This window comes from Knoellia sinensis KCTC 19936, assembly GCF_000768705.1.
Classification (GTDB): domain Bacteria; phylum Actinomycetota; class Actinomycetes; order Actinomycetales; family Dermatophilaceae; genus Knoellia; species Knoellia sinensis.
On record NZ_AVPJ01000003.1, the window covers coordinates 18680 to 33215 of the forward strand.

The window sequence follows — 14536 nt, forward strand, 5'->3', positions numbered from 1 at the left end:
AGCCATGTTCAACTCCGCCCCCAAGGTGGGCCACTTCCGTTCCGATGCCGACCGCGACCGCTACCTCGCGGCCTACGACCGGGCCATGGCTGAGCTTCCCGAGCCCAGCGAGGTGCTTGACGTGCCCACGAGCCACGGCACGGTGCGCGTCTATCGTTTCGACGGGCAGGGCAAGGGTGCACCCATCGTGGCGCTCCCCGGCACCCGGTCGGGTGTCCCCGTGCTGGCCGCCAACCTGCCCGGACTCCTGGAGCACCGCACGGTCTATGCCCTGGACCTGCTGGGAGAGCCGGGCCGAAGCGTGCAGACGGCACCGATCACGACCCACGAGGAGCAGGCGGACTGGCTGGCCGCGACGCTGGTGCAGCTTCCCGAAGGGGCCTTCCACCTCGTCGGTCTCTCCATCGGCGGCTGGACGGCGGTGAACCTCGCAGTCCACCGCCCCGACCGGCTCGCGACCATCTCCTTGATCGACTCGCCCTTCGTGGTGAGCAGCCTGCGCCCGGCCGCCATCCTCCGGTCCATCCCGGTGGCCTTCCCCTCCGCACCGCGCTCGTGGCGCGACTCGTTCAACAGCTGGACCGCAGGCGGGGCGCCGGTCGAGGACGTGCCCGTCGCCGACATGATCGAGGCCGGCATGCAGACGTACGCGATGGCCCTGCCCACACCGTCACGCACTCCCGAGGACAAGGTCGAGGCGCTCGACATTCCCACGATGATGATCGTGGCCGGCGCCTCCCCGCTGCACGACGCCCGTGAGGCAGCCCAGAACGCGCGTCGCCTGCTCGACGTGGTCCACGTCTACGAGGGCGCCTCACACGCCGTCAACGGCGAGCAGCCAGAGCGGCTCGCGCGCGACGTGGGCGCCTTCATCGACGCCCATGAGCCGGCCGTCCCCGACCCGGCTTCGCCCCAACCGCCGGCCTAGCGGCGGTTGACGACGTCGAGGGCGAGAGCGTGCGTGACTCCCTCGGCCTGCGCCGCCTTGGCGCCCATCTCCAGGAACATCGGCACGAGCTGGTCCGGCTTGGGGAACGTGTCCGGGAGGGCGGAGTTGTATGCCGCGTGCTCCTCGAGCGACTTCACCGCCACCTCGACCTGGTCCCCCACGTCGACGTAGTGCGTCGGTGTCATCGGGCCGGCAAAGGCGAGGATCCCGACGTTCCAGGGCTCGAAACCCTCCTCGACGAGTTCCGGGAAGATCCAGCGGTTGCCCGCATCGGCGACCGCGTCGGCACAGGCCAGCCCGACCGCGCGGTGGTCGGCCTGGTTGAGCATGCCGCCGACGAAGCGGTTCCCGTAGTCGCCGGTGATGACGACGTCAGGTCGACGCCGGCGGATCTCCCGTGCGATGTCGCGGCGGAGGTCGAGGGAGTACTCGACGTTGCCGTCGCGGTGGTTGCCGAAGTCCACCTCGGTCACGCCGACCACCTCAGCGCTCGCACGCTCCTCCGCCTCACGGACCGGTCCCGCCTCGTCGGGGTGCATCGTGTCGATGCCGGCCTCACCACGGGTGAGGAGGAAGTAGGTCACTGTCTTGCCAGCGTCGGTCCACTTGGCGACGGCCGCCGCCGTGCCGTACTCGATGTCGTCGGGATGCGCGACGACGCACAGGACGGACTCGAAGTCCTCGGGGAACGGTTCCAGCGGACTGTTGGGCGGGACGCTCATGACCGTCAACTCGTGGGAGCCGGACCCTCGGACGGCGGCGCCTGACGCGTCGCCGCCTCGCGCATCCGCGCGGCCTCCGCCTGAGCGGCAGCCATCGGGTCCATCTGCGCGATGAGGTCACGACCCCGAGCAGCGTGCTTGTGCTCCGTGAGCACTTCGTACTTCGTCGCGACGACCTGCATCACCGAGGTGAAGTCACGCTGCCCGCCCGTGAACGAGTAGCCGACGAACGCCCAGATCGCGCCGAAGACGGCGCCGAAGATCACGGTCATGAGCACCGAAGTCCAGGCGAACCCGCTCGTGTCGAAGAGCGCGAAGATCATGCCGATGAGGAGACCCAGCCACGCACCGGACAGGAGCCCGCCCAGCAGGATTCGACCGCGCGTGAGCCGACCGGTGACGCGTTCGAGTTGCTTCAGGTCGGTCCCGACGATGAGCAGGTCCTCGACGGGGAACTCATGGTCGGACAGGTAGTCCACGACCTTTTGCGCCCCGGCGTAGGTGTCGTGGACACCGAGGGACATCGGGTAGTCGAGGGAAAGCAGCTGCTGGGCTGCGGCCGGACCGAGGCCACGCGTCGGTTGGGTGCTCATGCACCCCAGTCTCGCACCACAGTCCGCACAAACGCCGGAAGGCGACCGACCGGCATACCCGGTCAGTCGCCTTCCGAAGCGGGAGGAACGATCTCAGCCCTTCAGTGCATAGTCCTTGAGAAGGCTGCGGCCGATGATCATCTTCTGGATGTCGGACGTGCCCTCGCCGATGAGCATGAACTTGACCTCGCGCATGAGCCGCTCGATCTCGTACTCCTTGGAGTAGCCGTAGCCGCCGTGGATGCGGAAGGAGTCCTCGACGACCTCGTTGGCGTACTCGCTGGCGAGCATCTTGGCCATGCCGGCCTCGACGTCCATGCGCTGGCCGGTGTCCTTCAGGCGTGCGGCCCGCACCATCATGTTGTGGATCGTCTCGACCTTCGTGGCCATCTCGGCCAGCCGGAACAGCACTGCCTGGTGGTCGGCGATGATCTTGCCGAACGTCTTGCGCTGCTGGGCGTAGGCGATGCCCAGCTCGAAGCCGCGGATCGCGAGACCACATGCACGTGCCGCGACGTTGACGCGGCCGACCTCGACACCGTCCATCATCTGGAAGAAGCCCTTGCCAGGCACGCCGCCGAGGATCTGCTCGGCACCGATCTTGTGGCCATCGAGGATGAGCTCGGTCGTCTCGACGCCCTTGTAGCCCATCTTCTCGAGCTTGCCCGGCACCGTGACGCCCTGCGCGGTCTCGCCGAACCCGGCCTCCTTCTCGACCAGGAACGTCGTCATGTTCTTGTAGACGCTCTCGGCGCCCTCGTCGGTCTTCACGAGCACGGCGACCAGCGTCGAGGTGGCGCCATTGGTCAGCCACATCTTCTGGCCGGTGATCGAGTAGCCGTCGTCGGTCTTCGTCGCCTTGGTCGACACCGCGGACACGTCGGAGCCGAGGCCCGGCTCGGACATCGAGAACGCACCGCGGACCTCACCGGTCGCCATGCGCGGGAGGTACTTCTGCTTCTGCTCCTCGGTGCCGTGCTGCATGAGCAGGTAGGCCACGATGAAGTGGGTGTTGATCACGCCGGAGACGCTCATCCAGCCGCGCGCGATCTCCTCCACGACCAGCGCGTAGGTGAGCAGCGACTCACCGAGACCACCGAACTCCTCGGGGATGGTCAGGCCGAAGACACCGAGCTCCTTGAGGCCGTCGACGATCTCTTGGGGGTACTCGTCAGCGTGCTCGAGGTCCTGGGCAGCCGGAATGATCTGCTCGTCGACGAAGACCCGCACGGCCTTCAGGATCTCGGACTGTTCCTCGGTGAGGCCCTCGGTCTGGGCGAGACGTGCCATGCGTGAATGCCACCTTCATGAGTCGGAGAAAGACCGTTGTCGAGTATGCCGTCCGCTCACCTCCCGCTGAACCCGCTCGGCGCGTGATTCCCCCCACCTCGCACCCCGTGCGTCCGCAACTTTGGTCGCCACGACGACCACATCCGCGGACGTGGAAAATCGGTGGCGAAGCGAGCGGTGGGGTGTCAGGCTGGGAGGTGAGCGGACGGCATACCGACTGCTTGCGAACGCACTCGGCGTTCACGGTGCGACGACACCGACGAGAGAAGGAGGCGTGACATGTCCACGACTGTCCTGGGCCTTTCCCGCGCCCACACCCTTCTTTCAACGGAGTCCTACCTTGACGTTTCACGCAGCCGCGACCGAGTCGCCGCTCTTCGCCAGCAACACCTGCCCTGACACCCCGCCCGAAGGCGAGCGCTGGTCCTCCTGGGACGGCGCCACGCACGGGCCCACACCCCGACCCGACTGGGTCATCACCGCCCTCGGCGCCGTCGAGGAGGACCTCGGCGTCCTCAAGACCGGCAAGGAGGCCGATGTCCACCTGATCCGACGGTGGGTGCCCGACGGGACGGCTACGCCCGCCGTCGACTCACTCCTCGCGGCCAAGCGCTACCGCGGCGCGGAGAACCGGCTCTTCCACCGGGACAGCGGCTACCTCGACGGCCGGCGAGTCCGCAAGACCCGCGACATGCGGGCCATGCAACGTCGCACCGAATACGGTCGGGCGCTCATCGCCGGCCAGTGGGCCTTCGCCGAGTTCGAGGCGTTGGCCAAGCTCTGGGAGATGGGCCTGCCCGTCCCCTACCCGGTCCAACTGGACGACGCCGAGATGCTCATGGAGTTCTTCGGCACCGGTCGCGAGGCCGCTCCGAGGCTCGTCCAGACCAAACCGGCGCCCGACCTGCTCGCCGAACTCTTCGAGCAGTTCCGCCACGTGGCGATCACCCTCGCGCACGAGGGCTGGGCGCACGGCGACCTGTCGCCCTACAACGTCCTCGTCCACCAGGACCGGCTCGTCGTCATCGACTGGCCACAGATCGTCGACGTGGTCGGAAACCCGCACGGTTTCGAGTTCCTCGAGCGGGACGTCCGCGTGATGTGCGACTGGTTCACCCGCCGTGGACTGGTCGTCGACACGGACCAGGTCTTCGGCGACGTCGCGGCCGTCGCCGCGGGCAGCGCTTGGTGAGCGGCACCGGGTGACGAGAGAGGGGCGTCGACCCTGTGGTCGACGCCCCTCTCCTGCCGCGCTTCGTGGTCAGTAGATCCAGACCTTGCGGCCGATGACCGTCCAGCTCTCACGATAGAACTTGTCCATGGCGGACGTGCTCACTCGGCAGCAGCCGTGCGAGGCGGGGTAGGGCGGGATCGACGTCGAGCCGTGGATCGCCCAGCTCTGGTTGAAGTACGTCGGCCGATACATGGAGCCGAGCCGGCCGTTCTGCCAGCCGGTGGTCCAGCGGTGGTAGATCGGCCAGCTGCCAGTGGGTGTGCGCGCGGTGCGCCACTCCCCCTGGGAGTAGTAGCGCTCGTTGTTGCCGGTGCTCGTGTTGATCGTGTAGACGAGCTTCCCGTCGCGCACGAACATCAGCGTGTTCTCCGCAAGGTCGCACTCGATCGCCGTGCCGGAGGTCGTGCGCGGGTTCGCCCTGACGCCCTGGTCGAGAAGTCCCCAGGCGCGCGAGTCGACCTGCCCCGTGCGACTGACGTGCGCGACCTTCTGCAGCGCCCACACCGCCTGCTGGGTGAGGGGCCCGAAGGTCCCGTCGCTCGTGCCGCACCAGTAGGTCAGGGCGTTGAGACGGTCCTGGGCCATCTTGACGTGCGCACCGGTGTCCCCGAGCTGGAGCGTCGGGCGCACCGCGTTCGGGTTGGGCGCGGACCTCGTGGTGGCCCGCGTGCGGCGCTTCTCCCATGTCGGGTCAGCAGCCGCACTCGTCGCCGTCAGGGCGGTCAACAGACCACCGCCACCGACAGCCAGCACTGCCGCTCGACGGGTGGCCGTTCGTCCCGTGGTTTCCATGCTCCCCTGCCCCTTCGTACGTTCGTCCTGAGTCACTCCCCCAGACGCTCCAGCGCACCACAGGGTTGCGTCGTGGTGCGGGAGTTTGGGAGAAACTCACCGACCCCAGGCTGGCGGGGGCACGGTCAGCGGCTTGAGACTACCTCGTGGACGGCGAGAACCCGGCGGGCGATGTCGACGTGAAGGTTTTCGACCATGCGCCCGTTGTGGGTGACGACGCCACTGCCGTCGCCCGCCTCCCAGGCCTCGAGGATGCCGCGTGCGTCCGCGACGGCCTCGTCGCTCGGCGCGAAGATCGTGTTGCACGGCTCGACCTGGCCGGGGTGGATCAGGGTCTTTCCGTCGAACCCGAAGTCGCGCCCCTGGACGCACTCCGCCTCGAAGCCCTCGGCGTTCTTGACGTCGTTGTAGACGCCGTCGAGGATCGCGATCCCCGCTTCACGCGCGGCGAGGAGCGACAGCTGCAACGAGGTGAGGAGGGGGCCACGACCGGGGACGTGATCGGCCCGGAGTTCCTTGACGAGGTCGTTGGTGCCCATGACGAGCACCGCGAGTCGCGGCGAGGCCTTGGCGATCTCTCGCACGTTGAAGATCGCCTCGGGCGTCTCGATCATGGCCCAGAGCTTCGTGTGCTCCGGAGCACCGGCGGCCTCGAGCCCCGCGACGAGCGAGCGGACCTCGTCCGCGGATCCCACCTTCGGAACCACAACACCGGCCGGTCCGGCGGCCGCGGCGGCGGCGAGGTCGGCCTCATGCCACTGGGTCCCGATGCCGTTGATCCGGATCGTCACCTCACGGTTGCCGTACTCCCCCGATGCCGCAGCGGCGCAGGCGTTGTCGCGTGCCGACTCCTTGTGGTCGGGGCCGACGGCATCCTCGAGATCGAGGATGAGCCCGTCGACGGGCAGGGTCTTGGCCTTCTCGAGGGCGCGCTCGTTCGAGCTCGGCATGTAGAGGACCGAACGACGAGGCGTGTATGCCGTCTGCTCACCCATCAGGAAGCCTCACCCTGCGTGACGGGCGCATCACCAGAAGGCGCCGGGACGGCATACAGGGCGGCAAGCTCCGGGTCACCCGCACTGAGGCGCTCGGCCAGCTCGAGAATGACGAGGCACTGCTTGAGCGACGCGTCGTCCTCCATCTTCCCGTCGAGCATCACGGCGCCGGTGCCGTCACCCATGGCCTCCTTGACCCGTCGTGCGTGGGCGACGTCCTCGGCCGACGGGCTGAAGACCCGCTTGGCGATGTCGACCTGGACGGGGTGCAGCGACCAGGTGCCGACGCAGCCGAGGAGGAAGGCGTTGCGGAACTGGTCCTCGCACGCGACGACGTCCTTGATGTCCCCGAACGGGCCGTAGTACGGGAAGATCCCGTGCATCGCGCAGGCATCGACCATGCGCGCGATCGTGTAGTGCCAGAGGTCCTGCTGGTAGGTCGTGCGCTCGGCGGTGATCGGGTCGACTCCCTCACCGAGGTCCTTGGCCGGGTCCTGGCGGACGAGGTAGCCGGGGTGCCCGCCACCCACGCGGGTGGTCTTCATCCGACGGTCGGCGGCCAGGTCGGCAGGACCGAGGCTGATGCCCTGCATGCGCGGGGACGCGCCCGCGATGGCCTCGACGTTGGCGACGCCACGAGCCGTCTCGAGGATGGCGTGGACGAGGATCGGCCGCTTCAGGCCGGCGCGAGCCTCGAGCTGCGCGAGGATCCGGTCGACGTAGTGGATGTCCTCGGGGCCCTGGACCTTGGGGACCATGATGACGTCGAGCTTGTCGCCGATCTCGGTGACGAGCGTGATGAGGTCGTCGAGGACCCACGGGCTGTCGAGGCTGTTGACGCGCGTCCAGAGCTGCGTGCTGTCACCGAAGTCCGTCGCCTTGGCGATGTCGACCAGGCCCTGCCGGGCGGCCTCCTTGCGGTCGGCCTTGACGGCGTCCTCGAGGTTGCCGAGCAGGACGTCGACGGTGCCGACCATCCCGGGGACCTTGGCGGCCATCTTCTCGTTGCTCGGGTCGAAGAAGTGGATCATCCGACTGGGGAGGGCGGGAACCTCGCGGACCGGTGCCGGAGCACCCACCGCGAGGGGGCCGAAGAAGTCCTTGGGAGAGCGCATGAGGCCGGACGGTAGCAGTGACGATGCGTGCAGCGTTATGAGACAGTTCACGCCGTGAGCGGTTCGCCCATCCCGGCCCCCCGACAGGCCTCCATCAATGTCACGCGCCTCCTCGCGGAGGCCGCGTCGAAGTCCGGCGTGCTCTGGGTGGAGGTGCCCGACGCCGGGACGCACGCGGTCTGGTTCGTGTGGCACGACGACGAGGATCCTCGCGGCACCGGCCCGGCGGCCTATGTCGTCTCCGGCCATGGCGAGCAAACCCTCCCCGACCTCCCCGACGTGGTCACGGTCATCCTGAGATCCAAGGACACCGGGGGGCGAATCCTCCGACTCCGGGCGAGCGTGCGCGAGGTCGACAAGGCCACGCCCGAGTGGGACGAAGCAGCCGAGATCCTGCGCAGCAACCGCCTCAACGCCACCGGGGACGTGCTCGCCCGATGGCGCGAAGGTGCGACGATCCACGTCCTCGCACCACACGGCATACCCGAAGAAGGACCGGGAACGTATGCCGCGGAGTCCGGGCGTGTGACCGTCTCGCCCGCGCGCGGGACCACGGCGCGCTGGCGACCATGGCACTGGCGGGGACGCGGACGCGACTAACGTGTCGCTCGTGAGCACGAGCACCCGCGTCTTCGTCGGCCGACTGGCCGAGCTCGCCGTGTTCGACCCCCTGGGCGACCCGGTGGGTCGCGTGCGGGACGTCGTCGTGACCTTCAGCGCCCAGCGATCGAGGCCGCGCGTCATCGGCCTCGTCGTCGAGGTGCCGGGCCGTCGTCGTGTCTTCGTGCCCATGACCCGCGTCACCTCCGTCGACGGTGGGCAGGTCATCACGACCGGTCTGGTCAACATGCGCCGCTTCGAGCAGCGACCCAACGAGACCCTTGTGCTGGCCGAGCTCATCGAGCGCAAGGTGAGCGTCCGCGACGAGCAGGGTGAGACCGTCGACGCCACGGTCGAGGACATCGGCCTCGAGCAGAACCACGCACGCAGCTGGTCGGTCACCCGTGTCTTCGTGCGCCGAGTCTCGACTCGCAGCTCCCTGTCCCGACTCGGTCGCCGCCGCGGAGAGACGTTCGTCGTGCCCGTCGAGGACGTCACCGGGCTCCGGGACACCGCGGACCAGCAGAGTGCGGCGAGACTCCTTGAGCACTACGAGGACCTCAAGCCGGCCGACCTCGCCGAGGCGATCCATGACCTCCCGGTGAAACGACGCGCCGAAGTCGCTGCGGCACTGGCCGACGACCAGCTCGCCGACGTCCTCGAGGAGATGCCCGAGGACGAGCAGGTCGAGCTCATCGCCGGCCTCGACAACGACCGCGTCGCCGACGTCCTCGAGGCCATGGAGCCCGATGACGCTGCCGACCTCCTCGCCGAGCTGCCCACAGAGCGCCAGGAAGAGCTCCTCGAGCTGATGGAGCCCGACGAGGCCGCCGACCTGCGCCGCCTGCTCACCTACGACGAGGACACCGCCGGCGGTCTCATGACGACCGAGCCCGTCATCCTCGGCCCCGACGCGTCGATTGCCGAGGCCCTCGCGGTCGTGCGCCGTCAGGAGCTGTCGACGACGATGGCGTGCACCGTCTTCGTGTGCCGACCCCCGCTCGAGACCCCGACCGGGAAGTTCCTGGGGATGGTCCACATCCAACGCCTGCTGCGCGAGCCGCCGCACGCCTCGATCGGCACGATCCTCGACAAGGACGTCGAGCCGGTCACGACCGAGGCCACCGTCGGCCAGGTGACCCGCCTCCTGGCGACCTACGACCTCATCGCGCTGCCCGTGGTCGACGAGAACGGCCTGCTCGTCGGCGCCGTCACCGTCGATGATGTCCTTGACCACCTGCTGCCCGACGACTGGCGCGAGGACCGCCACGAGGTCACGGGATCCCACGAGGTGATCCCGCATGGCTGAGCGCCGCGACCGCGCCCCCCGCCTCGACCAGCCTCGCGAAGCCAAGCGCCAGTTCCTCACCCGCCCCGAAGCACTCTCCTCGGAGGCCTTTGGGGTGCTGTCCGAGAAGTTCGCCCGCTACATGGGCACGGCCTACTTCCTCATCGGGATGACCGTCTTCGTCCTCACGTGGGTCGTGTGGAACCTCGTCGCGCCCAGGGACTGGCGCTTCGACGACTACCCGTTCATCTTCCTGACTCTCATGCTCAGCCTCCAGGCGTCCTATGCGGCCCCCCTCATCCTGCTGGCCCAGAACCGCCAGGCCGACCGCGACCGGGTGATGCTCGAGCAGGACCGCACCCGGGACGAGCGCAACCTCGCCGACACCGAGTTCCTCACCCGTGAGGTGGCTGCGCTGCGCATCGCGATGCGCGACTCGGCCACCCGCGACTTCGTGCGCGGCGAGCTGCGCGACCTGCTCGACGAGATGGAAGAGCGCGGACTCGTCATCGGCCGCCTCCAGGATCCGCAGGACAGTGACGCGTCAGACACCGCGAACGCCCGGACCGATGAGGGCGGATCGTCGCGAGCGACTTAGCATGGAGCAATGGCTGTCACTGCTGCACCCGTGAGCGATGAGGCGCTGCGCGCCGCTCTCGCCACCGTCAACGACCCTGAGATCCGCAAGCCGATCACCGATCTCGGCATGGTCGAGTCCGTGGAGTGCGACGAGTCCGGGCGGGTCGCCGTCACGGTGCTGCTCACCATCGCCGGCTGCCCCCTCAAGGACACGCTGACCAAGGACACCACCGCTGCGCTCATGAAGGTCCCCGGCGTCACGGCGGTCGACGTGACCCTCGGTGTCATGTCGGACGAGCAGCGCGCCGAACTGCGGACCAACCTCCGTGGGGGCGCCGCCGAGAAGGAGATCCCCTTCGCCAAGGCGGGCAGCCTCACTCGGGTCTATGCCGTGGCCTCGGGCAAGGGTGGCGTCGGCAAGTCGTCCGTGACCGCCAATCTCGCGGCTGCCCTCGCGCAGCAGGGCCTCAAGGTGGGTGTCGTCGACGCCGACATCTACGGCTTCTCCATCCCCCGCATGCTCGGCGTCGAACACAAGCCGACGCAGGTCGACGAGATGATCCTGCCGCCCATCGCGCACGACGTGAAGGTCATCTCGATCGGCATGTTCGTCCCGGGCAACCAGCCGGTGGTCTGGCGCGGACCCATGCTCCACCGCGCGCTGCAGCAGTTCCTCGCCGACGTCTTCTGGGGCGATCTCGACGTCCTGCTCCTCGACCTGCCCCCGGGCACGGGCGACATCGCGATCTCCGTCGCCCAGCTCATCCCCGGCGCCGAGATCCTCGTCGTGACCACCCCGCAGCAGGCCGCAGCCGAGGTGGCCGAGCGCGCAGGGGCCATCGCCGTTCAGACCCATCAGCGGGTCGCCGGCGTCATCGAGAACATGTCGTGGCTCGAACTCCCGGACGGCTCCCGTCAGGAGATCTTCGGCTCCGGCGGCGGGCAGACCGTCGCCGACTCGCTCACGCGCAGCATCGGCGCGCCCGTGCCGCTGCTCGGTCAGATCCCGCTCGACACCACGCTGCGCATCGGTGCCGACCAGGGCAACCCGGTCGTCCTCGGCGAGCCCACGTCACCGGCAGCCGTTGCCCTGCGCGGGATCGCGCGCGAGCTCGGGACCCGCTCGCGTGGCCTCGCCGGTCGTTCCCTAGGCCTCACGCCCTCCGGCCGCTGACAGCACCGTCGACCGCTCGCAGCGGCGACCACGATCGACCGCTCGCTGCGGCGCCCACGATCGCCTCCCTACGTGGCGTCGATGTCGTAAGGGGTCGGCCGCGTCGGGTCCCACGTGCGCAGGTCTCCGCTCGACGGGGACGCCGTCTCCGGATCGTATGGGTCGATGACCCCGGCATCGGGAGAGCTTCCGTTCGACCTCAGGCCTGAGGCCGCGTCCTCGAGGGGCTCCACGAGGGCCTCGCGCACGATGCGACGAGGGTCGTACTGGCGCGGGTCGTACTGACGCCAGTTGATGTCCTCGTACTCGGGCCCCAGCTGATCCTTGAGCTGCCCCTTGGCGCCCTCGGCCATGACCCGGGCCTTCTTGATGAACTGCGCCAACTTCTGGGCATACTCCGGCAGGCGCTCGGGGCCGAGCACGAAGACTGCGATGAGGGCGAAGAGAACGATCTCCCAGCCGTTGATGCCGAACACGCGTCCTCCTGTGCGCCGCAGCGCGTCAGTCGCTCCTGCCCTGAAGCACCATCTTGACATCCCGTGACTTGCCGTCACGCACGACGGTCAGTGTGACGGTCGAGCCCACGGCCTTGGAGCGAATCGCGACGACGAGTGCATCGGGGTCGGTCATCGGTCGGCCTTCGAAGGCAGTGATCACGTCGCCAGCCCGAAGCCCGGCCTTGGCCGCCGGCCCGTCGGGGGTGACCGCGGGGTTGTCAGCGGAGTCTTCGGCGATCCTGATCCCCTCACCCTGGTACTGGCGGTCGAGCATGACCCCGATGATGGGGTGCTCGGCCTTGCCCGTGCGGATGAGCTGGTCGACCGTGATCTTGACCTGGGCGCTCGGGATCGCGAAGCCCACGCCGATGTTGCCGCTCTGCCCGCCGATGCTCTGCCCGGCGACCCGTGCGATCGCCGTGTTGATGCCGATGACACGCCCCTGCATGTCGAGGAGCGGGCCCCCGGAGTTGCCGGGGTTGATCGCGGCGTCGGTCTGGATGGCGTTGATGAACGACTGGTCGTCGGCGTTGCCCGGTGTGACGGGACGGTTGAGGGCCGAGACGATGCCGGTGGTCACGGTGGAGTCGAGCCCCAGCGGTGCTCCCACGGCGATGACGGGGTCTCCGACGACCACGGCGTTGGAGTCGCCAATGGGCAGAGGGGTGAGGTCCGTGCGGTCGACCTTGAGGACGGCGAGGTCATAGGACACGTCCCGGCCCACGATGGTGGCCTTGGACTCCTTGCCATTGGACAGCACGACGGTGATCTCGCCCCCGCTCGCGGCCGACGCGACGACGTGATTGTTCGTCACGATGTGACCCTTGTCGTCGAGCACCCACCCGGAGCCCGTCCCGTCACCGTCTGCGGCCTGGACCTGGATGGTCACGACGCTGGGCGTGGCGTTGGCGGCGATGTTCGCGACCGTCCCCCCGGGGCGGGTCGTCGCGCCCGCCCCGGGTTGGGGCGTCGCGCCGGCATCCTGTCCGGAGCGCAGATCAAGCCCGTCGAACCGATCAGTGGCGCCGAGCCACCCCCCGAACAGGCCGCCGGTCAGGCCCGCGAGGAGCGCCGCGAGCCCGGCGATCAGGAACACCGCGAGCCAGCTGGGACCCTTGGTGGCCTGCTTCGCAGGGACGCTCTGAGTCGCCGTCGCGGAGTACGGATTGTTCGCGTATGCCGGGTGCTCACCCGCGCTCCACGGCTTCGGTCCCGACATGGCCTGAGAAGGGGCCGCGGTGTAGTCCGGCCCGGACGCCCAGACCGGTTCGCGGACCGGCTCCTGGGGAGGCAGCAAAGGCGCCTGCCCTGGGGGCGGCCCGAACGCCCGGGTGTGCTCGACGTCGACCTCTTGGGTGTGACCCGGATCGACAGGCGGCCGTTCAGCATCGGGTCGGGGCGTGCTGTCCTCGGTCATGCCTTCGATTCTGCCTCGCAGATCACCAGGTCACGAACCGAGGCCTCACCAGCCCATTGCGTGGACACCGTGCGCAAGGTTGCGGAGCCTCCTGACGTTGGCGGTGCGAGCGTCGGCCGCACCGCCGGCGACACGCCGCCGACGGAGGTGACGGTCGTCGTCACGGCGCCCGTCCCCGTGATCGTCAGGGTCCAGGCGACAGCTGCAGTCGCACCGGCGGCCGCCGTGGCCATCGCCGCCGACCGCAGCGGGCTGCGGTGCGCCGGAGGAGCCGTGGGAGGCACCATTTCAAGTGGTGCGCGCTCGCTTGTCTGGGCCATGGCCGGTCCGGTCATTGACGAGGCGAGCGCGACGAGTTGGGCATGGAGGCTGCCGGGCATCGACGGGCAGCCGGACGCGAGAAGCGCCTGCAACCGCCGCTCCCCCGCCACGGCATGCTGGCAGCCCACGCAGGTGATGAGGTGCCGGTCCCACACGTGGGCACGCTGCGCCGAAAGCTGCCCCGAGACGTAGTCGGGCAACTCGTCGAGGCGGCAACGGGCGGGACGCGACAGAGGCATCACACGGCACCTCGAGCAGCGGTGAGGACGCCCGGCCGACGGGACGGACCGGCGCTCGCCGCAACAGGAGTGCGGACCTCGGGTGCACGATGTGCCAGGGCCTCGCGCAGCTGGGCGCGACCACGGTGGATGCGGGAGCGCACCGTGCCAAGCTTGATGTCCAGGGTTGCGGCGATCTCTTCGTAGGACAGGCCCTCGATGTCGCAGAGGACGACCGCAGCGCGGAAGTCGGGCGCGAGCTGGTCGAGTGCCCGCTGGACGTCGTCGTCGAAGTGCGCGTCCGCGTAGGTCTGCTCGGGGCCGGCCTCGCGCGACGGGAGGCGCGCGGCGGACTCGTCAGAGAGCGCGTCGAACCGGATCCGCTGCTTGCGACGCATCTTGTCGAGGAAGACGTTGGTCGTGATGCGGTGCAGCCAGCCCTCGAAGGTGCCAGGACGGTACGTGTGCAGCGAGCGGAACACCCGGATGAAGACGTCCTGAGTGAGGTCCTCGGCGTCATGCACGTTGCCGGTGAGGCGGTAGGCCAGCCGGTAGACCCGCGCCGAGTGCTCCTCGACGATCTGCTCCCATGACGGCGGCGTCCACTCCACAGTGGTCACGCCTGCTTCGGTGGTCATCATCGTCCCCTGCTCGGTTGCCACGGCTTCTCGATGTCACAGGTGCTGTGCATGTCACAGATATCTACGTGCCGAAGCCGGGAAATGTTCCTGAGGAACCTGAGTGGCGCCTGT

General features: G+C 68.9%; 16 protein-coding genes. 6 read left to right on the forward strand and 10 right to left on the reverse strand.

Annotated features, from left to right (window positions below; translation table 11 throughout):
• Positions 1–4 precede the first annotated feature (4 nt).
• Positions 5–928, forward strand: coding sequence for an alpha/beta fold hydrolase (locus N802_RS04705; RefSeq protein ID WP_052109442.1), 924 nt, complete (start codon positions 5–7; stop codon positions 926–928).
• Here N802_RS04705 and N802_RS04710 read toward each other — a convergent pair.
• The 3 genes from N802_RS04710 to N802_RS04720 all read right to left on the reverse strand — a co-directional run bounded on the left by N802_RS04710 (position 925) and on the right by N802_RS04720 (position 3554).
• A complete protein-coding gene (locus tag N802_RS04710; protein ID WP_035913062.1) occupies positions 925–1671 on the reverse strand; it encodes a PIG-L deacetylase family protein in 747 nt (248 codons plus the stop codon). The genes N802_RS04705 and N802_RS04710 overlap by 4 nt on opposite strands.
• 5 nt (positions 1672–1676) lie before the next feature.
• Entirely contained in the window at positions 1677–2264 is a 588-nt protein-coding gene (locus tag N802_RS04715; RefSeq protein ID WP_035913064.1) for a YflT domain-containing protein, read from the reverse strand.
• 93 nt (positions 2265–2357) lie between these two features.
• Positions 2358–3554 carry an acyl-CoA dehydrogenase family protein gene (locus N802_RS04720; RefSeq protein WP_035913066.1) on the reverse strand — a complete coding sequence of 399 codons (1197 nt, stop codon included), beginning with the start codon at positions 3552–3554 and terminating at the stop codon, positions 2358–2360.
• A 340-nt stretch (positions 3555–3894) separates the two neighbouring features.
• On the opposite strand from N802_RS04720, the gene N802_RS04725 reads away from it, so the two are divergent.
• Complete coding sequence (locus N802_RS04725; RefSeq protein ID WP_035913068.1) at positions 3895–4746, forward strand: serine protein kinase RIO; 852 nt, start codon at positions 3895–3897, stop codon at positions 4744–4746.
• Between the two features lie 69 nt (positions 4747–4815).
• Here N802_RS04725 and N802_RS04735 read toward each other — a convergent pair whose 3' ends face one another.
• From N802_RS04735 to N802_RS04745, 3 genes are all read right to left on the reverse strand, one after another.
• Positions 4816–5580: a L,D-transpeptidase family protein gene (locus N802_RS04735; protein WP_035913070.1), complete on the reverse strand. Its 765-nt coding sequence runs from the start codon at positions 5578–5580 to the stop codon at positions 4816–4818.
• Between the two features lie 125 nt (positions 5581–5705).
• Positions 5706–6575, reverse strand: a complete 870-nt coding sequence (locus N802_RS04740) for an HpcH/HpaI aldolase/citrate lyase family protein (RefSeq protein WP_035913073.1) — start codon at positions 6573–6575, stop codon at positions 5706–5708.
• Positions 6575–7690 carry an HpcH/HpaI aldolase/citrate lyase family protein gene (locus N802_RS04745; RefSeq protein ID WP_035913076.1) on the reverse strand — a complete coding sequence of 372 codons (1116 nt, stop codon included), beginning with the start codon at positions 7688–7690 and terminating at the stop codon, positions 6575–6577. Before N802_RS04745 ends, N802_RS04740 begins: the two co-directional genes overlap by 1 nt.
• A 54-nt stretch (positions 7691–7744) precedes the next feature.
• Between N802_RS04745 and N802_RS04750 the strand changes: the two genes are divergently transcribed.
• Genes N802_RS04750 through N802_RS04765 form a run of 4 tightly spaced genes read left to right on the forward strand, consistent with a single transcriptional unit; the run spans position 7745 to position 11331 of the window.
• Complete coding sequence (locus N802_RS04750; RefSeq protein WP_245613835.1) at positions 7745–8290, forward strand: hypothetical protein; 546 nt, start codon at positions 7745–7747, stop codon at positions 8288–8290.
• Positions 8291–8300: 10 nt separating this feature from the next.
• Positions 8301–9599: a magnesium transporter MgtE N-terminal domain-containing protein gene (locus N802_RS04755; protein ID WP_035913783.1), complete on the forward strand. Its 1299-nt coding sequence runs from the start codon at positions 8301–8303 to the stop codon at positions 9597–9599.
• Positions 9592–10176 carry a DUF1003 domain-containing protein gene (locus N802_RS04760; protein ID WP_035913079.1) on the forward strand — a complete coding sequence of 195 codons (585 nt, stop codon included), beginning with the start codon at positions 9592–9594 and terminating at the stop codon, positions 10174–10176. Before N802_RS04755 ends, N802_RS04760 begins: the two co-directional genes overlap by 8 nt.
• Positions 10177–10185: 9 nt before the next feature.
• Positions 10186–11331, forward strand: coding sequence for an Mrp/NBP35 family ATP-binding protein (locus N802_RS04765; protein WP_035913081.1), 1146 nt, complete (start codon positions 10186–10188; stop codon positions 11329–11331).
• 68 nt (positions 11332–11399) lie between these two features.
• Here N802_RS04765 and N802_RS04770 read toward each other — a convergent pair whose 3' ends face one another.
• From N802_RS04770 to sigE, 4 genes are read right to left on the reverse strand one after another with little or no spacing between them, the layout of a single operon-like run.
• Positions 11400–11807: a twin-arginine translocase TatA/TatE family subunit gene (locus N802_RS04770; protein WP_035913084.1), complete on the reverse strand. Its 408-nt coding sequence runs from the start codon at positions 11805–11807 to the stop codon at positions 11400–11402.
• Positions 11808–11832: 25 nt separating this feature from the next.
• Entirely contained in the window at positions 11833–13245 is a 1413-nt protein-coding gene (locus N802_RS04775; RefSeq protein WP_035913088.1) for a S1C family serine protease, read from the reverse strand.
• The gene (locus N802_RS04780; protein WP_035913091.1) at positions 13242–13805 is read right to left on the reverse strand and encodes an anti-sigma factor; all 564 of its coding nucleotides are present in this window, start codon (positions 13803–13805) and stop codon (positions 13242–13244) included. Before N802_RS04780 ends, N802_RS04775 begins: the two co-directional genes overlap by 4 nt.
• Complete coding sequence (sigE, locus tag N802_RS04785) at positions 13805–14446, reverse strand: RNA polymerase sigma factor SigE (RefSeq protein WP_035913094.1); 642 nt, start codon at positions 14444–14446, stop codon at positions 13805–13807. The genes N802_RS04780 and sigE overlap by 1 nt, the downstream gene beginning before the upstream one ends.
• Positions 14447–14536 lie beyond the last annotated feature (90 nt).

What these genes read in the sequence shown, in the direction of transcription:
- N802_RS04765 (WP_035913081.1), top strand. Translation starts at nt 10,186, where the DNA reads ATGGCTGTCACTGCTGCACCCGTGAGCGATGAGGCGCTGCGCGCCGCT.
- N802_RS04705 (WP_052109442.1), top strand. Translation starts at nt 5, where the DNA reads ATGTTCAACTCCGCCCCCAAGGTGGGCCACTTCCGTTCCGATGCCGAC.
- N802_RS04780 (WP_035913091.1), bottom strand. Translation starts at nt 13,805, where the DNA reads ATGCCTCTGTCGCGTCCCGCCCGTTGCCGCCTCGACGAGTTGCCCGAC.
- N802_RS04710 (WP_035913062.1), bottom strand. Translation starts at nt 1,671, where the DNA reads ATGAGCGTCCCGCCCAACAGTCCGCTGGAACCGTTCCCCGAGGACTTC.
- N802_RS04775 (WP_035913088.1), bottom strand. Translation starts at nt 13,245, where the DNA reads ATGACCGAGGACAGCACGCCCCGACCCGATGCTGAACGGCCGCCTGTC.
- N802_RS04735 (WP_035913070.1), bottom strand. Translation starts at nt 5,580, where the DNA reads ATGGAAACCACGGGACGAACGGCCACCCGTCGAGCGGCAGTGCTGGCT.
- N802_RS04745 (WP_035913076.1), bottom strand. Translation starts at nt 7,690, where the DNA reads ATGCGCTCTCCCAAGGACTTCTTCGGCCCCCTCGCGGTGGGTGCTCCG.
- N802_RS04720 (WP_035913066.1), bottom strand. Translation starts at nt 3,554, where the DNA reads ATGGCACGTCTCGCCCAGACCGAGGGCCTCACCGAGGAACAGTCCGAG.
- N802_RS04715 (WP_035913064.1), bottom strand. Translation starts at nt 2,264, where the DNA reads ATGAGCACCCAACCGACGCGTGGCCTCGGTCCGGCCGCAGCCCAGCAG.
- N802_RS04740 (WP_035913073.1), bottom strand. Translation starts at nt 6,575, where the DNA reads ATGGGTGAGCAGACGGCATACACGCCTCGTCGTTCGGTCCTCTACATG.
- N802_RS04760 (WP_035913079.1), top strand. Translation starts at nt 9,592, where the DNA reads ATGGCTGAGCGCCGCGACCGCGCCCCCCGCCTCGACCAGCCTCGCGAA.